Origin of the sequence: Burkholderia sp. 567, assembly GCF_040545115.1 — a bacterium.
GTDB lineage: Bacteria > Pseudomonadota > Gammaproteobacteria > Burkholderiales > Burkholderiaceae > Burkholderia > Burkholderia ambifaria.
This window is the reverse complement of sequence record NZ_JBEPLG010000009.1, coordinates 1-24,697: the sequence shown is the minus strand read 5'-3', so window position 1 is coordinate 24,697 and position 24,697 is coordinate 1. Positions and strand designations below refer to the sequence as shown.

Sequence of the window (24,697 nt, the reverse complement as noted above, 5' to 3'; positions counted from 1 at the left end):
TGGACGACCTGCCAACGTAGCGCAGCCGCGCCCGCACCGCCTAGTCGGCCGCGCCGAGCTTGCGCGCCTGGCGGCGCATCCCGTCGAAGATCGAATCGGCCACGTCTGTCGGGAAGTCCGCGGGAATGCGCGACGCGACGTCGGCGATCGCCGGTTCGGTGCGGGCGGCCACGGCAGCCATCGCCGCGCGGACCTCGTCTTCGGTCAGACCGACACGCGCGCCTTGCGCGATCCAGTGGCGCGGCTGGATGTCGGCGATCACGTAATGGCGATTCTTCCCGCACACGGCCATGGCCAGCCGCGCGCGTCGCGGCGGCAGCTGGTTGCGTCGCGTGCCGATGATCGGATGCGCGGACAGCACGTCGTACAGCGGCGTGCTCCGATACGTGTTGCCCGGCAGGTGCGCGATGCTGAAATTCTTCGCGTGGCCGTCGATGGCCGCGAGTACCCAGAACACGAGCTGCGTGACGAAGAAGTTCTTGCGGTCCTGCGCGGCTTCGGCGGAATTCGCGAGGATGCCCATGATCGTCGCGATGCCGGGGCCGCCATCGGATTCGTATTTCGCGCCCGACGGCGTACCGGTCGCCTGGCACATGTCCTCCTGCGGCAGCCGCAGGATCCACGTGCCGTCGCGCGACGGGCGGCGGTCGAAGCGCTCGACGATCAGCGCCTTCTGGTCGTCGAACCGGCCGATGTCGCACGCGGCCACCGGCAGCCCGTATGCGGCGACGATCTTCGAGCACAGCCATTCGTTCTCGACCGACGTGCGCATGTCCGCCTGCATGTTCCCGACGCGCCCCAGCGGTAGCTTGAAGATATGCGTGGTCGGCGTGCTGCCGGCCGGCAGCAGCCAGCGGTTGCCGTGGCGCAGCAGCGCGGTCTTTTCCTGCGCGCCGGCGATCGACAGACGCAATTCGCCGTCCGGTTCCGCGTGGCCGGGCAGCGGCGCGGCGGTCGCGTGGCGCAGCACGTCGGCGACGGCTGCGTCGTCGAGCGCGGTGCCGTCGATGGCCTGCAGGTCGACCGGCGTCTCGTCGGGCGGCAGCAGCTGCAGCGCACCGACGCAATCGCGCCCGATCGACGCGAGCAGTTCGAACGGCGCCGTCGAGCCGAGCCGGTAGCGCTGCGCGATGCGGCGGCGGATCGGCTGGCTGTCCGGCAGCAGATTGTCGAAGTAATCGGCGACGATCGCGCCCTGATGCGGCTGGTTGCCGGGCGTGAACGGCAGGGACAGCGACAGCGGACGCCCCTGCGGATCGTCGATCCACGCCGGCAGGTAGACGAGGCGCTCGACGCCGCGCCGGACTTCCCAGTATCCGACCGGGATGCCGTTCATCCACAGGTCGAGGCGGTCGTGGCGGGGGCGGCGGGCCATCGTCACCAGTCCTCCCGCTTGGGGTTGCGGGGCTTGGCGGGTGTCGCCGCGGCAGGTCGTTTCTGCGTGGCGGCGGAGGGCGCCTTCGCGGCGGCCGGCGAGCGGACCGGTGTATCGGATGAGGCGGCCGAGCCGGCCGAACCTGACTTGCGCCCGCGCACGGCCGCAGCACGCTTGATCGCAGGCACGGGCACGGCGACGTCCGACGCCGCCACGTCGTCCGGCGTACCCGGATCCAGCGTCAGGCGCACCCCGAGCACGTTCAGCACCTTGAAAAAACGTTCGATGCTGACCGCGGACGGATTGGCTTCGAGCTGCGCGTACGACTGCTGCGTGACGCCGAGGCGGGCGGCGAGCTGCGCCTGCGTGAACCCCGCCGACTTCCGGAAGCCGACGAGGATCGGGCGCAACTGGCTCAAGGTCTGGACAGGGAATGCCATGGGCTCTCCGCGAAATGACAGGTGATCGCTTGTAATCGAAAAATACAGTCTATGGTATGTATCGTAAAAATACAAACCCGAGACTGTATTTCAGAAAAACAAACGATAGCCTGTCAGGCGGAAACTCACGGATCAATGCAACGCCGAGCGATTCGTAGAACGGATGCTCGGTCGCGCAGTGGACGACCGGATACAGCAGCTGGTGCGCGATCGCGATGCCCGTGCCGCGCAACTGCAGCGCGGCGACCGCGGCCAGATTGCCGCCCGCGCTGTCGCCGGCCACTGCGATCGCGCCGGTGCGCGCACCGAGATCGCGTGCACTGACGGCCGCCCAGCGCACCGCGTCGCACGCGTTTCGTACGCCATCGAAGGCGGGTTTGAATGCTTCAGCTCATCGCCCGGGACGAGACTGCGAACCTCGTCACGACCCGCGCGTCGAACGGTTCGCCCACGCAGCCAATGCCGGCCATTGCGCGCCACCGCGCCGGATGAACCCGACGCCCGTCCGAATCACGATCGCGCCGATCGCAAGCGCGGCGAGATCGTCGAGACGGCCGAGGCCGACCCACGCCGCGCACATCGCCAGCGCCGCCAGCAACGCGGACAGCGCGTCGGTGCGCACATGCCAGCCGCTCGCCTCGAGCAGCGCAGAGCCGGTTTCGCGCGCCTTGCGCAGCATCCAGCGCGACAGCGCGGCCTTGCCGGTCAGCGTGAACACGACGAGCGCGAGCGTCAGCGCGCCGGGCTGCACGACCGGCGGCGCATCGAACCGGTTTGCCGCGTGCCAGATCATCTGCACGCCTGTGGCGACGAGCAGCGCGCCGAGTCCTGCCAGCGCGAGCGGTTCGTAGGTCGGGCGCCGCTCGGGTGGCAGCCGCGCGTCGAGCCGGCACGCGACGAGGATCAGCGCGTCGGCCGCGAGATCGATCGCCGCATGTGCGACGTCCGCGAGCAGGCCGGACGAATGCGCGGACCACGCCGCGACCGCTTCGGCCGCGAGCAGCAGCAGGTTGATCGCGAGACTGGCGGCGAGGGCCCGGGAGGTGGCCGCATAAACGTGGGGCGTGGCGCGCGAGGTGCGCTGCATGGCGGATTCGTCTGTCAAAAGCGTGAGCAGCCTCGAACGCTACCGGTCGACGATGGCAGATACGTGACAGCAGCGGCCGAAGCTGCGCAAGGAATCGTGCCGATGTGATCGGCGGGTTCCTACACGGCGCGCCGCTTCGGAAGCGCATCGAAGCGTGCCGGCGCGCGCTACGGGCCGTCGTTGCCGACCGTGGCATCCGGCCTCGTCCGTAGCGTCGCACCGCCTGCCGGCCGTTGACCCACATCAACCGCCCGTCACCGGGCCGTGCGCGCACGATGCGCGACGAGTAGCCTTGAAACACGAGGCGCGCGAACACGATCGCGCGGTGGGGAGGCGAGCATGCTCGCGATGATGTTTGACGGCACGACACCGCATTTGCGCGAAGCGCGCATGCCGGATCCGTCGCCCGCTGCCGGTCAGCTCCTGATCGACGTCCATGCGTGCGGCGTCTGCCGAACCGATCTGCACGTCGTCGACGGCGAACTCGCGCATCCGAAACTGCCGCTGATTCCGGGGCACGAAATCGTCGGAACGGTGCGCGTGCTCGGCGAAGGCGTGAGCGGTTTCTCCGTCGGCGACCGGGTGGGCGTACCGTGGCTCGGCTCGACCTGCGGGCATTGCGCGTATTGCGCATCGGGCCGGGAAAACCTGTGTGACAACCCGGGCTTCACCGGCTATACGATCGACGGCGGCTATGCCGAGCACACCGTCGCCGACCATCGGTATTGCGTGCATCTGCCGCGGCGCTATCCCGACCTGGAAGCCGCTCCGCTACTGTGCGCCGGGCTGATCGGTTATCGAACCTTGCGCATGGCGGGCGACGCTCGCCGCGTCGGAATCTACGGCTTCGGTGCCGCGGCCCATCTCGTCGCGCAGGTCGCGCATCGCGAAGGACGCACGGTGTTTGCGTTGACGAAGCCTGGCGACACCGTGGCGCAGCAGCTCGCGCGATCGCTGGGCGCCGCATGGGCCGCCGGCAGCGACGAAGCGCCGCCCGAGCCACTCGATGCCGCGCTGATCTTCGCGCCGGTCGGTGCGCTGGTGCCGGCCGCGCTGCGGGCGGTCGACAAAGGTGGGATCGTCGTCTGCGGCGGCATTCACATGAGCGACATCCCGGCCTTTCCGTACGCGTGGCTGTGGGGTGAGCGCCGCATCGCGTCGGTGGCCAACTTGACGCGTGCGGATGCAGTCGAATTCATGCGGATCGCGGACGCGATGCCGCTGCAGGTCGAGGCCGTTCGCTATGCGCTGACCGATGCCAACCGCGCACTCGACGACTTGCGCAGCGGGCGCGTGTCGGGCGCCGCCGTGCTGGGCATGCGCGGTTGATCGACTCGACGGAGCCAGGCGGCGCGATCAGATTTGCCGAAGGCCTTCCAGGTCGACGATCCGGATCTGCTTGCCCTGCGTCGCGACGAGTCCCTTGTGCTGAAACTTCGACAGCATGCGGCTGACCGTTTCGAGTTTCATCCCGAGATATTCGCCGATCTCGTCACGCGTCATCCGCAAGACGAATTCCGCGGCCGAATAGCCGCGCGCCTTGAAGCGTGCGGACAGATTCAGCAGGAACGCGGCCACGCGCTGTTCGGCGGACATCGTGCCGAGCAGCAGCATCTGCGACGATTCGCGCACGATCTCGCCGCCCATCATCTGATACACGTGATGCTGCATCGGCCGCACTTCACGGCACATCTGCTCGAGCTGGCCGAACGGAATGATGCAGACCGTGCTGTCCTCGAGCGCGATCGCGTCGCCGTTGTGGTGCCCGGTGTGCACGCCATCGAGCCCGAGCGACTCGCCGACGAGCTGGAAGCCGGTGATCTGTTCGTTGCCGTCGCGATGCATCACGATGGTCTTGAACGACCCGGTTCGCACCGCATAGATGCTGTTGAACGCGTCGCCCGCGCGGAACAGCGTTTCGCCGCGCTTGACGTGGCGCGTCGTGCAGATCATCGCGTCGACGCGCGCGAAATCGTCAGGCGAAAGATCGGACGGCATGCAGACGGTACGCAATGCGCACGTCGAACAGCGGGCCGCGGCGCGCTTGGGCTGATCGGCCGGCTGGACCGCGTGCAGCGGGATGAACGGGCGTGACGGCATGGTCGTCGAGACTTCGGCACTGCTCTGCATGGTCGGCTCCAGTTGGGGCAGCGGCGGCTCGCCGTTCGGGCGGAATCGCGCTGGCCGTTGTACCGGCGGCCTTGGTGTCTGCCGCCTTCCTCTCGGGAAAGCCTCATCGGACGCGCAGGAAGACCGATTACGCCGGTCTCGGCGATGCTGCTGCCCTGGCTCCGTGAGGCACGTTTGCTTTTCGGAATGCAGTATGGATGTTGCGCGCCGTCAAGAAAATCAGCGGGAATTGAAGTTGCGGTAGGTGAAAGGGAAGTCTTGTAGGGAGATTCCTACAGGGGCGCGGCAACTTGTCGCGATCGGCGCTGGCATGCGTCGGACGCGGATGACGGGCGTTGACCGGTGTCAAGGCAACAGTGCCGGTCGAGATCAGACTGGCTCGATGAACCGATCGAACCCGCACGGCAGCAGGGAGGCAACATGTACCAAAGGATTCTCGTGGCACTCGACGGCAGCCACAGCGCGCGGCTCGCGCTCGACGAGGCGATTTCGCTCGCGCGCCATTCGGGCGGCCGGGTCATCGCCACGTGCGTGGTATCGGACGCGCTCCGGCCGGCCAGCGTCGACAACGGCGATGTCGACCAGCGCGACTCGACCGGACTGGATGCGAAAAACGCCGCGACCGCGATCTCGGACGCGGAAGCCGCGTTTCGGCGGTCCGGCGTACGCGGCATCGCGCGCACGATCGATGCGTGTGGAGCGGGCATTTCGGACGTGCTGGCGCACGCCGCCGCCGAATGCGATGCGGACCTGATCGTGATGGGCACGCATGGTCGTCGCGGGCTGCGCCGGGCGTTGCTCGGCAGCGTCGTCGAAGCGCTGGTGCGCATCGCGGATCGGCCGGTGCTGGTCGTGCGCGAAGGGCCGGGCGCGGGCGCCGACCTGTCGTGACGGGCGTGGCAACAAGCGGGCGGCCGCAAGCGGCTGCCCGTTGTCGCTCGCTCAGTGGGACAGCAGGACCGGCACCGTCATCGCCTCGAGGATCGTGCGCGTCGCGCCGCCCAGCACGCGTTCGTGCATGCGGGCATGGCTGTACAGGCCCATCACCAGCAGATCCGCATGCACGTCGGTCACCCGGTTCAGCAGCATCGCGCCCACGCTCACCGACCGCTCGCGCGGCGTGGTGGAGAACGACGCGCGAATGCCGTGCCGTTCGAGATACGCGGCGACATCGACGCCGGCCGGCGTCTCGTCCGGATCGGGATGCCCGCGGGTGACCGTCTCGACGTGGACGAAGCGCGCGCGGGTGAGCAGCGGCAACGCGTCGGCCGTCGCGCGGGCTGCCTCGCGTCCGCCGTCCCAGCCGATCAGCACGTTCTCGCCGAGCGTTCGCACGTCGCCCGCGTACGGGACGACGATCGCCGGCCGGCCGCTGCCCATCACGACGTCCTCGACGAAATGGCGCGCCACGAAAGTCATGCGGTCGTCGGGATTTTCCTGGCCCAGCACCAGCAGATCGGCATGGCGTGCATGCAGGATCGCGGTACCGGTCACGTCGCCGGCCGGCGCCTGCCATTCGACGCTGCGTCCGGCGCGCTCGGCGGCCATCAGGAATCGTTCTTCCGCATCCTTGCGCCGCTGTTCGCACAGGCGTTCGTAGACGGCCAGCTTGAGCGGCTCGTCCGGCCGCCGCAATGGCTCGAAGAGATCCTGACAGACCGCGTAGAGGCCGATCAGGTGCGCATTCCAGCGTCCCGCGAGTTCGAGCGCGAGGTTGACGCGCGCCTTGCAGCGGTCGCTGTCGTCGAGATGGACGAGCAGGGTCTTGTAACTCATGACGGCTCCTTTTCGGTTGATGCGGCGGCGGTCCCGGCGGATGCCCCGGCCGCGCAACGCGCCGGAATCATCAGGACGGGGCACGTGGCATGCCGCAGCACGCGTTCGGCCACGCTGCCCAGCACGAGGCGGCGAAAGCCCCGCCGGCCGTGCGTGCCGAGCACGATCAGGTCGGCATCGATTTCGCCGGCGAAGCCGACGATCCGTTGCGCGACGTCTTCGCCCGCCGGCGCGACATTGGCGATCTGCGGCGTGCCGGCCACGCCGCGCGCCTTCATGCGTGTTGCCGCGTCCGCCGTGACGCGCAGCCCTTCGTCGCGGAATGCATCGATCAGGATCGATGGATCGTATCCGGCCGCGTCGTACGCCGGCACCAGGAAATCGACGACGTAGACAGGCGTCAGCCGTGCATGCGTCTGCGACGCGAGCGCCAGCGCGGCGTCGAGTGCGCGCGACGACGTATCGCTGCCGTCGAGCGCAACCAGAATGTTCGAGTACATGACGTTTCCTTGAGCGGATGCCGATGGAATCATCATCGGCGCACGGGTGCCGGTCGCGCTGATCTGGATCAACCGTCGCGGTCGCCGCGCAGCACGCGCACCGCGGCGCGCGCCGCGACCCATGCTTCGTTGGTCGGCTCGACGACCACCGTGACCGCGCTCGACGCAGACGACACCACATGGGCATGCGCGGCATTCGCGCGCGCGTCGAGTTCGATGCCGAGCCAGCCGAGCGACGTGCAGATCCGATCGCGCAACACCGCCGAGTGTTCGCCGATGCCGGCGGTGAAGACCAGCATGTCGAGACCGCCGAGCAGCGCGGTCAGCGCACCCGCTTCACGCACGATGCGATGGACGTAGAGCGCCAGCGCATCGCGGGCCAGCGTGTCGCCGGCCGCTTCGCACGCCAGCAGCACACGCGGATCGCCCGATGCACCCGACACGCCTTTGAGCCCCGATTCGTGATACAGCAGGTGCCCCAGTTCGTCGCCCGACAGCTTCCCGGCCTCGAGCAGGTGGAGGACGACACCCGGATCGAGCGTCCCGCAGCGGGTGCTCATCATCAAGCCGTCGAGCGCGGAAAAGCCCATCGTCGTCGCGACGCTGCGGCACTCGCGCAGCGCGCACAGGCTCGCACCGCTGCCGAGGTGGGCGGCGATCACGCGACCGTGCGCGCGCTCGCCGAACGACTCGTCGAGCGCGACGGCCAGGTATTCGTACGACAGTCCATGGAAGCCGTAGCGACGCACGCCCTGGTCGAACCACGCATGCGGCAACGGCAGCAGTTGCTCGACACGGGGCAGCGTGCAATGAAACGCCGTGTCGAACACCGCGATTTGCGCGACGTCCGGAAACGCGTCGCGCAGCGCGTCGATCGCGTCGAGGCTGTGCGGCTGATGCAGGGGCGCGAGCGGCGTCAGCGTGCGCAGCGCGTCCAATACTTCATCGTCGACGACCACCGGATCCACGTACCGCGCGCCGCCGTGCACGACGCGATGCGCGATCGCGCCGAGCGTGACGTGCGGCAACTGCACGCGAATCCACGTCGCGATCCGCGCGAGCACGGCGCGGTACGGATCGCCCGCGACGAGCGGCAGCGAATCGTGCGGCTGCGCATCGAAGCGGATCGACGCGCCGTTGCCGGTTGTGACCGCTTCACCCTCGTGCAGCGGCCGCCGGGCGGGATCGCCGTGCGGCGGATACGCAAAGACCGCGAACTTCACGCTCGACGAACCGGCATTGACGACGAGCAGCGCGAGCGTACGCATCGGACGGCTCAGTGCGACATCAGCACCGGCAGCGTCATCGACGCCAGCACCGTGCGCGTGGCGCCGCCCATCACCAGCTCGCGCCAGCGCGCGTGGCCGTAGGCGCCCATCACGAGCAGGTCGGAACCCGTTTCATAAGCGCGCGACAGCAACGTGTCGCCGACCGACGAACCGTCGCCGATATCGATATCGAGCACGTTCACGTCGCGTGCATGGCGCGCGAGCATCAGCGCGGCATCGGCGGCCGGAATGCGCGTGGCCGCGGCTTCGGAAGCTCCTTCGACCACGGCGGCGACAGTCGTGCGCTTCGCATGTTCGAGAAAGGGCGTGGCGTCGTGCGCGGCGCGGGTCGCTTCCCGGCTGCCGTCCCACGCGACAAACACCCGTTCGCCGACCGACGGGAATTCACCGGTGTGCGGCCAGAACAGCACCGGACGGCCCGCAGACAACACGAGATTTTCCGCAAACTGGTCGTCGATATAGGTCTCGGGGTCGTTGGGGTCGCTCTGGCCGGCAATCACGAGATCGGCAAGGCGTGCGGCCCGCGGCACGGCCAGGTTCGCGCGTTCGTCGTCGGCACGTACCCAGGCTGCCGGCACTTTCGCGCGCGCCGTCTCCGCATGGAACAGCCGCTCCAGCGCGGCGCGCCGTTCGTCGCGCTGTTCGCGATGCTCGCGGAAATAATCGGCGGACCCGGCCATCACGTAGAACGAATGCGGCTCCGGCGTGTAGACCGCGAACAGGCCGGTCAGATGCGCACCGAAGCGCCGGGCGACGCGCAATGCGAACTCGAGGCGCGAATGCGCGCGGGTGCTCGTATCGAGGTGCACGACCATGCTCTTGTAGCTCATCGGAATCGCTCCATCGACGGGTGATCCGCCAGTGCAAACCAGTCTACGAAGCAGGGTTTTCGCGGGCTTGACTCAGATCAACGGCACTCGTGCGCCATGGCCGCACAGTGAAACGGTCGCAATGCCGATCCCGGGCACGCGGCATGCGGCGTGATGCCGACCCATTGACCGGATCGAAAGAGGGCAGCCGATGAGCACGTACGCTTTGACGACACCGAACGACGTTTGCCGCGCGGGCTGCGATCTCGCGCTGCGGATGGTCGAGCTGAACAGCGACTGGCAGCACGAATGGCATGCGCTGGCAGGGCGGCGCATCGAGCGGGACCGCTCGGCGGTGCACCAGCTGCAGCAGACGCTGGCGGACACGAACGAGTGGACGGCCTTCGGCGAGGCGACCCGGCAGGTGATGCGCGACTATGCGATCGCGAGCCTCGCGATCTGGCAGGACGCCACCGAGCTGTGCATGCGCGCGCAGTACGAGAGCGCGGGCGTATGGCGTACCTGGTTGCGCGAATACGGTGCGGGTGCGCTGTCGCGTTTTCAGACCGACTGGCTGCCCGATCTGGGACGACTGGCGGTGGTGAACGAGGCCAGCATGCCGTGGGCGGACTGGATGACGTCATTGGAGCACGGGATCGAGGACGCGGCCGGTGCGAGTAACGGTGCGCCGGATGGCCCCCGGCGTCTGAACGGCATGGCCGGCGCATCGGAGAACGGCCATGTGCGCTGATCGTGTCGCATTCGTCACGGGTGGCATGGGCGGTCTCGGCGCCGCGATCAGCCGTCGCCTGCACGAGGCCGGGATGACGGTGGCGGTGTCGCACACGGAAGGCAACGACCACGTCGCGACGTGGCTCACGCACGAACGCGAAGCGGGCCGCACGTTCCATGCGTTCGAGGTCGACATCGCCGACTACGATTCGTGCCAGCAGTGCGCGGCACGCGTGCTGGCCGAATTCGGGCACGTCGACGTGCTCGTCAACAACGCCGGCGTCACGCACGACGCCACCTTCGTGAAGATGACCAAGAGCATGTGGGATGCGGTGCTGCGTACCAATCTCGACGGCATCTTCAACATGACGAAGCCGTTCGTGCCGGGCATGATCGCAGCCGGTTTCGGACGCATCGTGAACATCGGCTCGGTGAACGGTTCGCGCGGCGCATACGGGCAGGCGAACTACGCGGCCGCGAAGGCCGGCATCCATGGCTTCACGAAGGCGCTGGCGTTGGAGCTCGCGCGCCACGGCGTGACGGTCAACACGGTCGCGCCCGGTTATCTGGCGACCGCGATGCTCGAGTCGGTGCCGAAAGACGTGCTCGACACGAAGATCCTGCCGCAGATTCCGGTCGGCCGCCTCGGCGATCCCGACGAAATCGCGGCGCTCGTCGCCTTCCTGTGTTCAGACGCAGGGGCGTTCGCGACCGGCGCGGAATTCGACGTCAATGGCGGGATGCACATGCGTTGACGTCGTCCCACGCCACTTCCCGCCATACGACCCGAAGGAAGTCCCCTCGGGGGATGGCGGGGTTTCCCGGAGCAGATTCTGATGAAAGCGTCCGTCACGCGCGCCCCGCGCGGGAACGAATCGATACGGCCATCGGGCGCGGTCGAACCCGAGTCGAGCGCAACCCAATGCCCGCAAACCGGTACGACGCCCGCGGAACAATGGAACCGCGCGGCGCATGCGAACGTGGCGGCGATGACGTTCGGGCTGTCGCCCGTGTCGCTGGCGCTGGCCACGCTCGACTGGGCCGCGCATCTCGCGGTGTCGCCGGGGAAATGCTTCGATCTCGCGATGCAGGCGTGCGTGGCCGCCGTTGCACCGGCGGCAGACCAGTGCGAGGCCGAGGCCGGCGAGGCGGACCCGACCGGGCTGGCCGTGCACGCGGGGCAGGCCGATCCGCGCTTCGCGGCGCCCGCGTGGGCCGGATGGCCGTTTCACGTGTACCGTGACAGCTTCCTGGCGATCCAGCGCTGGTGGCGCGACGCGACGCACGGCGTGCCGGGCGTCGAGCGGCACCATGAGGAACTGGTCGGATTCGCTGCGCGACAGTGGCTTGACGCGTGCTCGCCGGGCAATTTCCTGGCGACCAATCCGGTCGTGCTCGACGCGACGATGTCCAGCGGCGGCGCGAATCTCGCGGCAGGCGCCTTGAACTGGCTGGAGGATGCGAAGGCGCTGCTCGAGCGTGCCGGCGGCACGCATGCGCATGACGCGCGGACGTACCTGCCGGGGCGCGACGTGGCCATCACGCCGGGGCGCGTCGTCTGGCGCAACGCGTTGTGCGAACTGTTGCAGTACGAGCCGACCACGGCGCGTGTCGCATCCGAGCCGATCCTGATCGTGCCGTCGTGGATCATGAAGTACTACATCCTCGATCTGCAGCCGCACAATTCGCTGATCCGTTTTCTGGTCGATGCGGGCTACACCGTGTTTGCCGTGTCGTGGCGCAACCCCGGCGCGGAGGCGCGCGAATTCGGGCTCGACGACTATCTGCGCGACGGATGCATGGCGGCGTTGGATGCGGCCCGGTCGGTCTGCGGCGGCGCCGTTCACGCGGTCGGCTATTGTCTCGGCGGCACGCTGCTGGCGATCGTTGCGGCGGCCCTTGCGCGCGACGGGCGGCAGCACGAAGCGCTGCGGTCCATCACGTTGCTGGCGGCGCAGACCGATTTCAGCGAACCCGGCGAACTCGGCCTGTTCATCGACGCGAGCGAATTGTCCGCGCTCGATGCGCTGATGTGGCGGCAGGGCTATCTGGACGGCGCGCAGATGTCCGCCGCGTTCCAGCTGCTGAATGCGCGCGACCTGATCTGGTCGCGGATGATGAGCGAATACCTGCTCGGCACGCGCACGAAGCCGAACGACCTGATGTCGTGGAATGCGGACACCACGCGCATGCCGTATCGCATGCATTCGGAATACCTGACGCGGCTCTTTCTCGACAATGATCTCGCGGTCGGCCGCTACTGCGTCGACGGGCGGCCGGTCGCGTTGTCGGATATCGACGTGCCGACGTTCGTGGTCGGCACCGAGCGCGATCACGTGTCGCCGTGGGGCTCCGTCTATAAGCTCCATCTGCTCACGCACCACGCGCTGACCTTCGTGCTGACGTCGGGCGGCCACAACGCGGGCATCGTGTCGGAACCCGGTCATCCGGGACGCCACTACCGCCGAGCGACCCGCAAGCCCGGCGCGCCGTATCGCAGCCGGCACGACTTCGTGCGGGAAACGGCGGCGGTCGACGGATCGTGGTGGACATGCTGGCGCGACTGGCTGCACGAGCGTTCGTCGGGCGACGTGCCGGCCCGCGCGCCGGCCGCCGGGCTCGGCGCGGCGCCCGGCACCTACGTGCTCGAAACGTGAACGGGAATCCGTATGTCGATGCACGCGACGGCGCGCGCTTGCCCGGCCTGTTGCCGCGTGCGGACGGCGCACTGCCGTCGCTGATCGCGCGTGCATGCAACGCGCCGCCGCTCGTCGTGGCCGTCGTGCATCCGTGCGACGCGACGAGTCTCGCGGCGCTTGCCGCGCTCGCCGCTTCGCCGTTGGGGGCATCGATCGAGCCGCTGATCGTCGCGCCGCGCGCAAAGGTGCTGCGCGTCGCGGACGACGCGGGTGTCGATCTGTCGAAATGGACGATCGAAGACGTGCCGCACAGTCATGCGGCAGCGGCCCGCGCGGTGGAACTCGCGGCGGCCGGCCGCGCCGGCGCGCTGATGAAAGGCAGCCTGCATACGGACGAGCTGATGGGTGCGGTTGTCGCCGCCGGTTCGGGGCTGCGCACCGACAAGCGCATGTCGCACTGCTTCCTGATCGAAACGCCGGCGTATCCGAGACCGTTCATCCTGACCGACGCGGCCGTGAACATCGCACCCGATCTCGCGCAGAAGGCGGCCATCACGCAGAACGCCGTCGACGTCGCGCATGCGCTGGGCGTTGCCTGCCCGCGGGTGGCCGTGCTGTGCGCGGTCGAGACCGTCAATCCGGCGATGCGTTCGACGCTCGATGCGGCGGCGCTGGCGAAGATGGCCGAGCGCGGGCAGATCGCGGGGGCGATCGTCGACGGCCCGCTCGCGTTCGACAACGCGATATCGCTGCGCGCCGCGCGCGACAAGGGGATCGATTCGCCGGTTGCCGGCCGCGCCGACATCCTGGTCGTGCCCGATATCGAAACGGGCAACATGCTCGCGAAACAGCTCGAATACCTGGGCGGCGCCGCGAACGCGGGCATCGTCGTGGGCGCGCGTGTCCCGATCGTGCTGACGAGCCGCGCCGATAGCGTAGCCGTCCGGGTCGCGTCGTGCGCGTTGGCGGCGCTGCTGGCGCAGGATCGGCATGCGCCGGTGCCGATGACCGAACAGGCCGCCTTTTCAATGGAGTAACAGCGATGAAAGCACTCGTTTATCACGGCCCGGGGCGCAAGGCGCTCGAACAACGGCCCAAGCCTGAATTGCAGTCGCCCACCGACGCAATCGTGCGCGTGACGCGCACGACGATCTGCGGCACCGACCTGCACATCCTGAAGGGCGACGTGCCGACGTGCGAACCGGGCCGCATTCTCGGCCACGAAGGCGTCGGCATCGTCGAGCAGGTCGGCGTCGCGGTCGACTCGCTGAAGCCGGGCGATCACGTGCTGATTTCATGCATCTCGTCGTGCGGCCGGTGCGAGTATTGCCGCCGCGGGCTGTATTCGCATTGCACGACCGGCGGCTGGATTCTCGGCCACCGGATCGACGGCACGCAGGCCGAGTACGTGCGCATCCCGCATGCGTCGACCAGCCTGTACCGGATTCCGCCAGGTGTGGACGAGGACGCACTCGTGATGCTGTCCGACATCCTGCCGACCGGATTCGAATGCGGCGTGCTGAACGGCAAGGTGCAGCCGGGTTGCTCGGTCGCGATCGTCGGCGCGGGGCCGATCGGGCTGGCGGCATTGCTGACCGCGCAGTTCTACTCGCCCGCCCGGATCATCATGATCGACCCGGACAGCAACCGGCTGGAGATCGCACGGCAGTTCGGCGCGACCGACTGCTTCGATGGCCGCGGCGGCGACCCGGTGGCGGACGTGATGAAGCTGACCGACGACGTCGGCGTGGATTGCGCGATCGAAGCGGTCGGCATTCCGGCGACGTTCGAGATGTGCACGTCGCTCGTGGCGCCGGGCGGCGTGGTCGCGAACGTCGGCGTGCATGGCGTCAAGGCCGACCTGCACCTCGAGCAGCTGTGGGATCGCAACATCTCGATCACGACGCGGCTCGTCGATACGGTCAGCACGCCGATGCTGCTGAAGACGGTGCGCGCCGGGCGCCTGGATCCAAAGCGCCTGATCACGCACCGGTTCTCGCTCGACGACGTCGAGCGGGCGTACGACACGTTCCAGCGCGCCGCGCAAACCAACGCGTTGAAGGTGATCATCGAAGTGAGCTGCTTGGCGGGCGGGGCGTGACAGGCACCGGGCGGGCGGGTGCTTTCGCGCCAAGCGCGGCCGGCATCGCCGCCTGACGCGACTGGGTCGCTATTGCGCCCTCGACGCCGGATTCAGCTGCGCGACGAACGCGACGATGCCTGAAACCAGCGTGACGATCGCGTACGGGACGATACGCTCGTCGACCAGCATCGCGTGGACGACACCCAGCAGCGATGCGAGTGCGATGAACACGCAGGCCGTCGCAAGCGCGCTTCGGTATTGCGGTCGGATCATGATGTTCTCCCGGGAAGGCGGCCGCCGGTGACACGGCTTGCCGCAAGCGAAGGTGCCGCTGCTTGCGCAGGACATGGCGTCATGATCGCGTGCCGGGCTCTTGGACGGTTGATCTGTATCAACGGACAAAACCTGATCGCGCCCCCGATGCTCCGTGCGCCGGTCGCCCCGCCGGCGGAAGTCTGCGCGCGGCGGAGCCGACCGCCCGGAAGCCCATTCCGAAGCCCGAGTTGAAAAGGGCGCCCCGGCGCAGCGACAACGCACCCGCGACGCCCTGTGATTCGGGTAAAGTGCCGCTGAACTTGCCGGCTCGACGTCACTAGACGACCGGTCTAATCGTTGCTAAGATAAGCCATCATGAATGCATCTTCAGGCGCGGAAGTCCGCCATCACATCCTGAATACCGCGAAGCCGATCATGCTCCAGAAGGGGTTCTCGGCGGTCGGTCTGAACGAGATTCTCGCCGCGGCGGGCATCCCGAAGGGCTCGTTCTACCATTACTTCGGCTCGAAGGAAGCATTCGGCGAGGCGCTGCTCGAGTCGTATTTCGAAGGCTATCTCGCGTATCTCGACAACCTGTTCAAGCATCAGGCCGGCACGGGCGCGCAGCGCCTGATGACGTACTGGAACAACTGGCTGCAGATGCAGTGCGCGGACGATCCGGAAGGCAAGTGCCTCGCGGTCAAGCTCGGCGCGGAGGTGTCCGACTTGTCGGAGCCGATGCGCGCGGTGCTGCGGCGCGGCACCAGCCAGATCATCGAGCGGCTCGCGGGCGGCATCGAGGCCGGGCTGGCCGACGGTTCGCTGAGCGGCGTCGACGATCCCGCACATACGGCCGCGATCCTGTACGAGCTGTGGCTGGGCGCAACGCTGCTGGAGAAGATTCACCGCAACCGCCAGCCGCTCGAGCGCGCGATGCTCGAAACCCGGCGGATGCTGAACCTGCCGCCCGTCGAGCCAGACGGAGCGCAGTCATAACCCGGGCGCGCACAGGCGCGCCTTGTTTTTCCGTGTGGACTAGACGACTGGTCTACTCATGCGGGAATCCGATTGCTTGATCCGCCAGGCCGCGGCTGCACCGGCTGATTCGCCGGCACGGCCGCGGCCTCGCGCATCACGGTTGTCGAACATTGATCCGATCGTGCCCGTGGCACATCCATTCCTGTTGACGGAGGTTCCCATGCCGCAAACCAAGACAGCAAACCGCAGAATCGTCCTGAACGCGCGTCCGGTCGGCGCACCCACCCCGAACGACTTCCGCACCGAGACCGCCGACGTGCCGGTGCCCGGCGCCGGACAGGTGCTGTTGCGCACGGTCTGGCTGTCGCTCGATCCGTACATGCGCGGCCGCATGAGCGACGCGCCGTCGTATGCGCCGCCGGTCGGACTCGGCGACGTGATGGTCGGCGGCACGGTCAGCCGCGTCGTCGCATCGAACCTGCCCGCGTATCGCGAAGGCGACCTGGTCGTCGCGGGCGCGGGCTGGCAGGACTACGCGTTGTCCGACGGCAGCGATCTCATTGCGCTCGGGCGCGACTTCGCGCATCCGTCGTATGCACTCGGCGTGCTCGGCATGCCGGGGTTCACCGCGTACACCGGATTGCTGAAGATCGGCGAGCCGAAGGCCGGCGAAACCGTGGTCGTCGCCGCCGCGAGCGGGGCGGTCGGGTCGGTGGTCGGCCAGATCGCGAAGCTGAAGGGCTGCCGCGTGGTCGGCGTCGCGGGCGGCGCCGACAAGGTCGCATACGTGAAGGACACGCTCGGCTTCGACGCGTGCGTCGATCATCGCGATCCGCAGTTCGCGGCCAAGCTGAAGGAAGCCTGCCCGAACGGCATCGACGTCTATTTCGAGAACGTCGGCGGCGCCGTGTTCGACGCGGTATGGCCGCTGCTCAACGATCATGCGCGCGTGCCGGTGTGCGGCATCATCGCGCATTACAACGACGCGGCGTACGACGACACCGCGGTGTCGAGCGGCCGTGACCGCGTGCCGGCGCTGATGGGGGCCCTCCTGCGCAAGCGCATCCGGATGCAGGGTTTCATCATTCTCGATCATTATGCGACGGGCTATGCGCCATTCCTGAAGGAAATGAGCGAGTGGGTCGCGCAGGGTAAGGTGAAGACGCTCGAGGACGTGGTCCCCGATCTCGCCGATGCGCCGAATGCGCTGATCGGCTTGCTCGCCGGCAAGAACTTCGGCAAGGTCGTCGTGCGCGTCGGCCCGGACGAACTGGCCTGAGGCGACGCGTCCGTCTGCACGCTGGCGTCACCGGATGCCGGCTTATGGCATGCTCGATCCCGTTTCCCAAGGAGTGAAAAACATGGCGCTTTATGTGATGGCATCGGTATTTCCGAAACCCGAACACGCGCAGGCCGTCGAAGCCGAATTGCGCAGCATGGTCACGGCCACCCGTGCCGAACCCGGCAATCGCCGCTACGACCTGTTCCGCGAACAGGACGGCTCGCCGGCGCTGCATCTGTTCGAGATCTACGACGACCAGGCCGCGTTCGACGCGCACCTCGCAAGCCCGCACTTCACCGCGTTTCGCACCAAGTCGACCGAATGGTTCTCGGCACCGCCCGTGATCAAGGTGCTGTCGGGCATCGACGCGGCCGAATAACCCGCGCGGAACCACCGCCTCGGCTCGCCCCCCCCCGGGCCCCGGCGGCAGCCGCCGTGCACTGCGCGGCGGCGATGAACAACCCGGCGCGCCGGTCGCGCCGCTTCCCCAATACACCGGCCCCGGAGGCTGAATGGTCACCCTCAATATCAACGGCGAGAGCCGCACGGTCGACGCCCCCGACGACATGCCCCTGCTATGGGTGCTGCGCGACGTCGTCGGCCTGACCGGCACGAAATTCGGCTGCGGGATCGCGCAATGCGGCGCGTGCACCGTGCATCTCGACGGCGTCGCCGCGCGCTCGTGCGTGCTGCCGGTCGCGGCCGTCGCGGGCCGCAAGATCACGACGATCGAAGCCGTCGGCGCGACGCCGGCCGGCCAGAAGGTTCAGGACGCGTGGCGCGAGCTCGACGTCGTCCAGTGCGGCTACTGCCAGTCCGGGCAGGTGATGGCGGCCACGGCGCTGATCGCGTCGAACCCGAGCCCGAGCGATGCCGACATCGACGCGGCGATGGCCGGCAACATCTGCCGCTGCGGCACGTACAACCGGATTCGCGCGGCCGTGAAGCACGCCGCGAAGGGGAGCTGACATGTCGCGAGGACTGATCGAAGCAGGTCGGGCCGGCGCGGGCGTGTCGCGCCGTTCGTTTCTCAAGGCGGGCATGTCGCTCGGCGCGGCGGCGGGCGGCGGCCTGCTGCTCGGCTTCAGCATGCCGGCGGCCGGCGATGACGCGCGACGCTCGGTGATCGGCGGCGATGCGGACGAAACCGCGCGTGCCGGCGTATTCGCGCCGAACGCGTTCGTGCAGATCGACCGCAGCGGCAAGGTCACGCTGGTGATGCCGAAAGTGGAAATGGGCCAGGGCGTCTACACGGCGCTGCCGATGCTGATCGCCGAGGAACTCGAAGTGCCGCTGTCGAACGTCACGCTCGATCATGCGCCGCCGAACGAGAAGCTGTTCCTCGATCCGCTGCTCGGCGGTCAACTGACGGGCGGCTCGACGTCGGTGCGCTACGCATGGGAACCGCTGCGCCGCGCGGGCGCGACCGCGCGCACGCTGCTGGTTGCCGCGGCCGCCAAACAATGGAACGTCGATCCGGCCACCTGCCGCGCGGAAAACGGCGAAGTGCAGCACCCGCCGAGCGGCCGGCGTGCATCGTACGGCCAGCTCGCCGATGCCGCGTCGAAGCTGCCGGTGCCGAAGGACGTCGCGTTGAAGCAGCCGGCCGATTTCAAGCTGATCGGCAAGCCGGTGAAGCGGCTCGATTCGCCGGAGAAGGTCGACGGCACAGCGCAGTTCGGGCTCGACGTGCGCCTGCCCGGCATGCTGTACGCGGTGATCGTGAACAGCCCGGTGTTCGGCGGCACGGTTGCGAGCGTCGACGATACGGCCGCGAGGAAGATTCCCGGCGTGCGTCAGGTGGTGCGCGTCGACAACGCGGTCGCGGTGGTCGGCGATCACACGTGGGCCGCGAAGCGCGGCGCGTCGGCGCTCGTCGTCAAATGGAACGAAGGCGCGGACGCGAAGGTGTCGATGAAGGACATCGTCGCCGATCTCGCGCAGGCCGCGGCGAACGGCAAGGGCGCCGTCGCGCGCAAGGAAGGCGACGTCGGCCGCGCGTTCGCGAACGCGAAGACGCGCGTCGATGCCGTCTATGAGCAACCGTTCCTCGCGCACGCCACGATGGAACCCGTGAACTGCACGGTGCAGGTGCGCGCTGACGGCTGCGAGATCTGGGTCGGCACGCAGGTGCCGACGCGGGCGCGCGATACGGTGCAGCAAATCACGGGGCTCGCACCCGAAAAGATCGTCGTGCACAACCATTTGCTCGGCGGCGGCTTCGGCCGGCGGCTCGAGACGGACATGATCGGACAGGCCGTGAAGGTTGCCAAGCAGGTCAACGCGCCCGTGAAGGTCGTGTGGACGCGCGAGGAAGACATCCAGCACGACATGTACCGGCCGTACTACTACGACCGGATCTCGGCCGGCCTCGACGCGAACGGCAAGCCGGTCGCGTGGCAGCACCGGATCGTCGGCTCGTCGATCATCGCGCGTTTCGCGCCGCCTGCGTTCAAGAACGGCGTCGACCCCGACGCGGTCGAAGTTGCGGCCGAATTACCGTACGACCTGCCGAACCAGCTCGTCGACTACGTGCGGCAGGAGCCGCGCCACATCCCGACCGCATTCTGGCGCGGCGTCGGCCCGACGCGCGGCACGTTCGTCGTCGAGAGCTTCATCGACGAACTGGCGGCGCAAACCAAGACCGATCCGGTCCAGTATCGCCGCGCGCTGCTCGACAAGACGCCGCGTGCGCGCAACGTGCTCGACGTCGCGACGAAGGCGGCCGGATGGGGCACGTCGCTGCCGAAGGGGCAAGGGCGCGGCGTATCGGTGATGCACGCGTTCGGCAGCTTCTTCTCGATCGTCATCGACGTCGCTGTGGAGGAGGGCGAAGTGCAGGTCAAGCGCGTCGTGTGCGCGGTCGACTGCGGGATGGCTGTGAATCCGAGCACGATCGAGGCGCAGGTGCAGGGCGGCATCATCTTCGGGATCACGGGCGCGCTGTATGGCGAAATCACGATCGAGGACGGCCGCGTCGTGCAGAGCAACTTCACCGACTACCGGATGATGCGCATCAACGAGACGCCGCCGATCGAGGTTCATCTCGTGAAGAGCGCCGAGGCGCCGGGCGGAATCGGCGAACCGGGCACCGCTGCGACCGCGGCGGCCTTGTCGAACGCGATCTTCGCGGCGACCGGCAAGCGGCTGCGCAAGCTGCCCGTCGGCAGCCAACTGAAGACGGCCTGAGGGGAGGGACGAACCATGCGAAACCTGAACCTGAACCTGAACCGCTCGAATCGCGTCGCCCGTACGTTCGGCGCATCGTTGATCGCGCTGTCCGCGCTGATTGCCGGTACCGCGGCGCATGCCGCGCAAACGGCGCCGGCAGACAGCGCGCTGGTCGCACGCGGCGCGTATCTCGCGAAGGCGGGCGACTGCGTGGCGTGCCACACCGCGCCGCGCGGCGCGCCGTTCGCCGGCGGCCTGAAGATGGTCACGCCGATGGGCGCGATCTATACGACCAACATCACGCCCGACCCGGAAACCGGCATCGGCGGCTACACGGAAGCCGAGTTCGCGGGCGCGCTGCGCGCGGGTGTCGCGAAGGACGGCCATCACCTGTATCCCGCGATGCCTTATCCGTCGTATGCGAAGCTGCGCGATGACGACGTGAAGGCGCTGTACGCGTACTTCATGCACGGCGTCGAGCCGGTGAAGCAGGCGAACCGTGCGTCCGAGATTCCGTGGCCGCTCGGCATGCGCTGGCCGCTGGCCCTGTGGAACGCGGTGTTCCTCGACACGAAGCCGTACGCGGACAAGCCGGCCAAGGACGCTGCTTGGAACCGCGGTGCGTATCTCGTGCAGGGGCTCGGGCATTGCGGGTCGTGCCATACGCCACGCGGCGTCGGCTTCCAGGAGAAGGCGCTGGACGAAGGCGGCGCGGCGTTCCTGTCGGGCGCGGCGATCGACAACTGGTTCGCGTCGAACCTGACCGGCGAGCACAATACGGGGCTCGGCCGCTGGAGCGACGCGGAGCTCGCGCAGTTCCTGAAGACCGGCGCGAACCGCCATGCGACCGCATTCGGCTCGATGGTCAGCGTGATCAACCACAGCACGCAGGAACTGACTGACGACGATCTGGCAGCGATGTCCCGTTACCTGAAGTCGCTGCCGGCGGCGGGCGGCACGGGCGCGCCGCCTTACCGTTATGATCCGAAGGCGACGCAGGTCTCGCTTGGCCGGCCGGCGAACGATCCGGGGGCAAAGGTGTATAACGCTTACTGCCTGCATTGCCATGGCGTGGACGGGCGCGGCTACGCGCCGCTGCTCGCGCCGCTCGCCGGCAACCCGAACGTGCTCGAGGCCGATGCATCGTCGCTGATCAACGTGACGCTGAACGGCAGCGAGTCGCTCGTGATCGGCGGCGTGCCGTCCGCGTATCCGATGCCGGCGTTCTCGAACCAGTTGAACGACCGCCAGATCGCCGACGTGCTGACGTTCATGCGCGCCGGCTGGAACAACGGCGCGCCGGCCGTGCAGCCGGCGGACGTCGCGAAACTCCGCAAGGCGACGGCGGCCACGCGCTGAGCGCAGCCGACCGTGGCGGATGACGACGGGCATGCGTGCCGCTTGCCCGTCGTCGAACATTGCCGGGTGCATCGCGCCCGGCAACGCAGCGCTTTCTGTCAACCGGCGCGCGGCCATTCGCGGCAGCGCGCGTTTTATCGACGCAAAGTAGGGGTGTGTGGATGGCTAACGTGACTTATACGGATACGCAACTGCTGATCGACGGCGAGTGGGTCGACGCCGCGAGCGGCAAGACGATCGACGTCGTGAACCCGGCGACGGGCAAGGCGATCGGCAAGGTGGCCCACGCGGGCATCGCCGATCTCGATCGCGCGCTGGCTGCGGCGCAGCGCGGTTTCGAGGCATGGCGCAAGGTGCCCGCGAACGAGCGCGCGGCGACCATGCGCAAGGCCGCGGCGCTGGTGCGCGAGCGCGCCGACACGATCGCTCAGCTGATGACGCAGGAGCAGGGCAAGCCGCTGACGGAAGCGCGTGTCGAAGTGCTGTCGGCAGCCGACATCATCGAATGGTTCGCGGATGAAGGCCGCCGCGTGTACGGCCGGATCGTGCCGCCGCGCAATCTCGGCGCGCAGCAAATGGTCGTGAAGGAGCCCGTCGGCCCGGTCGCCGCGTTCACGCCGTGGAATTTCCCGGTCAACCAGGTCGTGCGCAAGCTGAGCGCCGCGCTCGCGACCGGCTGCTCGTTCCTCGTGAAGGCGCCGGAAGAAACCCCGGCATCGCCCGCCGCGCTGCTGCGCGCATTCGTCGACGCGGGCGTGCCGGCCGGTGTAATCGGGCTCGTGTACGGCGATCCGGCGGAAATCTCGTCGTATCTGATCGCGCACCCGGTGATCCGCAAGGTGACGTTCACGGGTTCGACGCCCGTCGGCAAGCAGCTCGCCGCGCTCGCGGGCCAGCACATGAAGCGCGCGACGATGGAATTGGGCGGCCACGCGCCGGTGATCGTCGCCGAGGATGCGGACGTCGCGCTGGCGGTGAAGGCCGCCGGTGGCGCGAAGTTCCGCAACGCGGGCCAGGTGTGCATTTCGCCGACGCGTTTTCTCGTGCACAACAGCATCCGCGACGAATTCACGCGCGCGCTGGTGCAGCACGCCGAGGGGCTGAAGATCGGCAACGGCCTCGAGGAAGGCACGACGCTCGGCGCGCTGGCGAACCCGCGCCGGCTGACCGCGATGGCGTCGGTCGTCGAGAACGCGCGCAAGGTCGGCGCGAGCATCGAGACCGGCGGCGAACGGATTGGCTCGGAAGGCAACTTCTTCGCGCCGACCGTGATCGCGAACGTGCCGCTCGAAGCGGACGTGTTCAACAACGAGCCGTTCGGTCCGGTCGCGGCGATCCGCGGCTTCGACAAGCTCGAGGACGCGATCGCGGAAGCGAACCGTCTGCCGTTCGGGCTGGCCGGCTATGCGTTCACGCGTTCGTTCGCGAACGTGCACCTGCTGACGCAGCGCCTCGAAGTCGGGATGCTGTGGATCAACCAGCCCGCGACGCCGTGGCCGGAAATGCCGTTCGGCGGCGTGAAGGATTCGGGCTACGGATCGGAAGGCGGACCGGAAGCGCTGGAGCCGTATCTCGTCACGAAGTCGGTGACGGTGATGGCGGTCTGACGATCGTTGGAGTGCGTGCGGGTCGGTGGTTGGGCGGCGTGCATGCTGTGTTGGTGGAGGCCGGGCGTTTTGCTCGGCCTTGTTTTTTTCTGCATGCCGCGTTACGCCCAGCGCTTTTGCCGCAGCGCAGTCAGAGGGAAGGTCGGGGCGGGCTTTCACAGCGTCCATCAATGGCGCGCTCATTTTGCGAGCAACATGAGGCGGTAGCGGCAGTGTCCCCCATGGGTTACAATTGCTTCATGTTCAAAGTCCTGACTACACCCCAATTTGACGAATGGCTTGAAGGGCTTCGCGACCCGGTCGGCAGCGCGGCGATTAACCTGCGCATCGAGCGGGCGAAGCTCGGCAACCTTGGCGAGTGGCGCGCGGTCGGTGATGGCGTCAATGAAATGAAGATCGACGTGGGGCCGGGATATCGGGCCTACTTCGTGCGGCGCGGAAAAATCATCGTCGTGGTGTTGTGCGGCGGGGACAAGTCGACACAAAAGAAGGACATCAAGACGGCGAAGCAAATCGCCGGCGAACTGGAGGATTGAATATGAAAATCAGCGAACTGGCCGAATTCGACGGCTCGAAGTACCTGAAGGACGAGGAAGCGATTCGTCACTACCTGGCGCAAGCGTTTGAAGATGGCGATCCGCGCCTGATCCAGGCGGCGCTCGGGAACGTCGCGAAAGCGCGCGGTATGACGGCGCTGGCGCGCGAGTCCGGCGTGAAGCGCGAAGCGCTTTACCGAGCGCTGTCGGATGGCGGGAACGCGGAGTTTGCAACGATCATGAAGGTTGTCGGCGCGTTGGGATTGCATCTGACCGTTGCGCCAGCCATGCAGGCGGGCGAAGCGGCACCGCCTGCGCCGACACCGACGCGCGCGCGTTCGCGCGGACGGGCTGGGGTACACGCGTAACGTCGCAAGGGCCTGTCGCGGATGGCGCGCGAGCTCTCCGGCGCTTATGCGGCCGGCAACGCTGGCGCTCGCGGAATGGCATACGGATCAAAGCTCACGACTTTTGAATGCATTGGTTTTGCCGGTGTGGGGGTTGGTTCAGTTAGCTTATTGACTTGACATAACGTGAATTATCAACCGAGCAGATGTAAGAGCAAAGTTGTAATGTCGCATCTGGGCAAAGTTGAAATGTCGTAGTCCGAGGGTTTCGGCGCATGCTGGCGGCGGTTCGAACTGCCGGA

General features: G+C 67.9%; 25 protein-coding genes and 1 pseudogene. 16 read left to right on the top strand and 10 right to left on the bottom strand.

Annotated elements, in window-relative coordinates; all coding sequences use genetic code 11:
• Positions 1 to 40: 40 nt before the first annotated feature.
• The 4 genes and pseudogenes from ABIC50_RS24530 to ABIC50_RS24515 form a co-directional block, all read right to left on the bottom strand.
• Positions 41 to 1,375: a type II toxin-antitoxin system HipA family toxin gene (locus ABIC50_RS24530; RefSeq protein WP_354167396.1), complete on the bottom strand. Its 1,335-nt coding sequence runs from the start codon at positions 1,373 to 1,375 to the stop codon at positions 41 to 43.
• A 2-nt stretch (positions 1,376 to 1,377) separates the two neighbouring features.
• The gene (locus ABIC50_RS24525) at positions 1,378 to 1,815 is read right to left on the bottom strand and encodes a helix-turn-helix domain-containing protein (protein ID WP_354167393.1); all 438 of its coding nucleotides are present in this window, start codon (positions 1,813 to 1,815) and stop codon (positions 1,378 to 1,380) included.
• Positions 1,816 to 1,957: 142 nt separating this feature from the next.
• A pseudogene (locus tag ABIC50_RS24520) lies at positions 1,958 to 2,170 on the bottom strand (alpha/beta hydrolase fold domain-containing protein); the annotation flags it as partial.
• A 66-nt stretch (positions 2,171 to 2,236) separates the two neighbouring features.
• Positions 2,237 to 2,902 (bottom strand): cation diffusion facilitator family transporter, encoded by a 666-nt coding sequence (locus ABIC50_RS24515; RefSeq protein ID WP_354167391.1) that lies wholly within the window; start codon positions 2,900 to 2,902, stop codon positions 2,237 to 2,239.
• 339 nt (positions 2,903 to 3,241) lie between these two features.
• Between ABIC50_RS24515 and ABIC50_RS24510 the strand changes: the two genes are divergently transcribed.
• Positions 3,242 to 4,231, top strand: coding sequence for a zinc-dependent alcohol dehydrogenase family protein (locus ABIC50_RS24510; RefSeq protein ID WP_354167388.1), 990 nt, complete (start codon positions 3,242 to 3,244; stop codon positions 4,229 to 4,231).
• 27 nt (positions 4,232 to 4,258) lie between these two features.
• On the opposite strand, the gene fnr is transcribed toward ABIC50_RS24510, so the two are convergent.
• Positions 4,259 to 5,032 (bottom strand): fumarate/nitrate reduction transcriptional regulator Fnr, encoded by a 774-nt coding sequence (gene fnr, locus ABIC50_RS24505; protein WP_011658819.1) that lies wholly within the window; start codon positions 5,030 to 5,032, stop codon positions 4,259 to 4,261.
• A 420-nt stretch (positions 5,033 to 5,452) separates the two neighbouring features.
• Between fnr and ABIC50_RS24500 the strand changes: the two genes are divergently transcribed.
• Positions 5,453 to 5,923: a universal stress protein gene (locus ABIC50_RS24500; RefSeq protein WP_175705806.1), complete on the top strand. Its 471-nt coding sequence runs from the start codon at positions 5,453 to 5,455 to the stop codon at positions 5,921 to 5,923.
• A gap of 51 nt (positions 5,924 to 5,974) precedes the next feature.
• Here ABIC50_RS24500 and ABIC50_RS24495 read toward each other — a convergent pair whose 3' ends face one another.
• From ABIC50_RS24495 to ABIC50_RS24480, 4 genes are all read right to left on the bottom strand, one after another.
• Positions 5,975 to 6,808: a universal stress protein gene (locus ABIC50_RS24495; protein WP_354167385.1), complete on the bottom strand. Its 834-nt coding sequence runs from the start codon at positions 6,806 to 6,808 to the stop codon at positions 5,975 to 5,977.
• The gene (locus ABIC50_RS24490) at positions 6,805 to 7,308 is read right to left on the bottom strand and encodes a universal stress protein (RefSeq protein ID WP_354167382.1); all 504 of its coding nucleotides are present in this window, start codon (positions 7,306 to 7,308) and stop codon (positions 6,805 to 6,807) included. Before ABIC50_RS24490 ends, ABIC50_RS24495 begins: the two co-directional genes overlap by 4 nt.
• A 68-nt stretch (positions 7,309 to 7,376) precedes the next feature.
• On the bottom strand, positions 7,377 to 8,576 hold the full coding sequence (locus ABIC50_RS24485) for an acetate/propionate family kinase (protein ID WP_354167380.1): 1,200 nt from the start codon (positions 8,574 to 8,576) through the stop codon (positions 7,377 to 7,379).
• A gap of 8 nt (positions 8,577 to 8,584) precedes the next feature.
• A complete protein-coding gene (locus ABIC50_RS24480; protein ID WP_354167377.1) occupies positions 8,585 to 9,427 on the bottom strand; it encodes a universal stress protein in 843 nt (280 codons plus the stop codon).
• Positions 9,428 to 9,617: 190 nt separating this feature from the next.
• Here ABIC50_RS24480 and ABIC50_RS24475 point away from each other — a divergent pair, with 190 nt between their 5' ends.
• The 5 genes from ABIC50_RS24475 to ABIC50_RS24455 all read left to right on the top strand — a co-directional run bounded on the left by ABIC50_RS24475 (position 9,618) and on the right by ABIC50_RS24455 (position 14,878).
• The gene (locus ABIC50_RS24475) at positions 9,618 to 10,157 is read left to right on the top strand and encodes a hypothetical protein (protein WP_354167375.1); all 540 of its coding nucleotides are present in this window, start codon (positions 9,618 to 9,620) and stop codon (positions 10,155 to 10,157) included.
• Complete coding sequence (locus ABIC50_RS24470; protein ID WP_011658826.1) at positions 10,147 to 10,893, top strand: beta-ketoacyl-ACP reductase; 747 nt, start codon at positions 10,147 to 10,149, stop codon at positions 10,891 to 10,893. Before ABIC50_RS24475 ends, ABIC50_RS24470 begins: the two co-directional genes overlap by 11 nt.
• Positions 10,894 to 10,974: 81 nt before the next feature.
• Positions 10,975 to 12,795 (top strand): PHA/PHB synthase family protein, encoded by a 1,821-nt coding sequence (locus ABIC50_RS24465; RefSeq protein WP_354167373.1) that lies wholly within the window; start codon positions 10,975 to 10,977, stop codon positions 12,793 to 12,795.
• Positions 12,792 to 13,814 carry a bifunctional enoyl-CoA hydratase/phosphate acetyltransferase gene (locus tag ABIC50_RS24460; protein WP_354167371.1) on the top strand — a complete coding sequence of 341 codons (1,023 nt, stop codon included), beginning with the start codon at positions 12,792 to 12,794 and terminating at the stop codon, positions 13,812 to 13,814. The genes ABIC50_RS24465 and ABIC50_RS24460 overlap by 4 nt, the downstream gene beginning before the upstream one ends.
• A gap of 5 nt (positions 13,815 to 13,819) precedes the next feature.
• Positions 13,820 to 14,878: a zinc-dependent alcohol dehydrogenase family protein gene (locus tag ABIC50_RS24455; protein WP_354167369.1), complete on the top strand. Its 1,059-nt coding sequence runs from the start codon at positions 13,820 to 13,822 to the stop codon at positions 14,876 to 14,878.
• A 69-nt stretch (positions 14,879 to 14,947) separates the two neighbouring features.
• Here ABIC50_RS24455 and ABIC50_RS24450 read toward each other — a convergent pair whose 3' ends face one another.
• On the bottom strand, positions 14,948 to 15,133 hold the full coding sequence (locus ABIC50_RS24450; protein ID WP_354167366.1) for a DUF2964 family protein: 186 nt from the start codon (positions 15,131 to 15,133) through the stop codon (positions 14,948 to 14,950).
• Positions 15,134 to 15,490: 357 nt separating this feature from the next.
• Here ABIC50_RS24450 and ABIC50_RS24445 point away from each other — a divergent pair, with 357 nt between their 5' ends.
• The 9 genes from ABIC50_RS24445 to ABIC50_RS24405 all read left to right on the top strand — a co-directional run bounded on the left by ABIC50_RS24445 (position 15,491) and on the right by ABIC50_RS24405 (position 24,416).
• Positions 15,491 to 16,111, top strand: a complete 621-nt coding sequence (locus tag ABIC50_RS24445; protein WP_105831053.1) for a TetR/AcrR family transcriptional regulator — start codon at positions 15,491 to 15,493, stop codon at positions 16,109 to 16,111.
• Positions 16,112 to 16,313: 202 nt separating this feature from the next.
• Complete coding sequence (gene curA / locus ABIC50_RS24440; RefSeq protein ID WP_354167363.1) at positions 16,314 to 17,372, top strand: NADPH-dependent curcumin/dihydrocurcumin reductase; 1,059 nt, start codon at positions 16,314 to 16,316, stop codon at positions 17,370 to 17,372.
• Positions 17,373 to 17,454: 82 nt separating this feature from the next.
• A complete protein-coding gene (locus tag ABIC50_RS24435) occupies positions 17,455 to 17,754 on the top strand; it encodes a putative quinol monooxygenase (protein WP_126225410.1) in 300 nt (99 codons plus the stop codon).
• 133 nt (positions 17,755 to 17,887) lie between these two features.
• Positions 17,888 to 18,343, top strand: a complete 456-nt coding sequence (locus tag ABIC50_RS24430; protein WP_011658833.1) for a (2Fe-2S)-binding protein — start codon at positions 17,888 to 17,890, stop codon at positions 18,341 to 18,343.
• 1 nt (position 18,344) lies between these two features.
• Positions 18,345 to 20,564, top strand: a complete 2,220-nt coding sequence (locus ABIC50_RS24425; RefSeq protein WP_354167360.1) for a xanthine dehydrogenase family protein molybdopterin-binding subunit — start codon at positions 18,345 to 18,347, stop codon at positions 20,562 to 20,564.
• A 15-nt stretch (positions 20,565 to 20,579) separates the two neighbouring features.
• Positions 20,580 to 21,905 (top strand): c-type cytochrome, encoded by a 1,326-nt coding sequence (locus ABIC50_RS24420; RefSeq protein ID WP_354167357.1) that lies wholly within the window; start codon positions 20,580 to 20,582, stop codon positions 21,903 to 21,905.
• Positions 21,906 to 22,066: 161 nt separating this feature from the next.
• Positions 22,067 to 23,512: an NAD-dependent succinate-semialdehyde dehydrogenase gene (locus ABIC50_RS24415; RefSeq protein WP_126225413.1), complete on the top strand. Its 1,446-nt coding sequence runs from the start codon at positions 22,067 to 22,069 to the stop codon at positions 23,510 to 23,512.
• A 239-nt stretch (positions 23,513 to 23,751) separates the two neighbouring features.
• Positions 23,752 to 24,048, top strand: coding sequence for a type II toxin-antitoxin system RelE/ParE family toxin (locus ABIC50_RS24410; protein ID WP_164714744.1), 297 nt, complete (start codon positions 23,752 to 23,754; stop codon positions 24,046 to 24,048).
• A 2-nt stretch (positions 24,049 to 24,050) separates the two neighbouring features.
• Positions 24,051 to 24,416 (top strand): addiction module antidote protein, encoded by a 366-nt coding sequence (locus ABIC50_RS24405; protein WP_175676880.1) that lies wholly within the window; start codon positions 24,051 to 24,053, stop codon positions 24,414 to 24,416.
• The last annotated feature ends 281 nt before the right edge of the window (positions 24,417 to 24,697 follow it).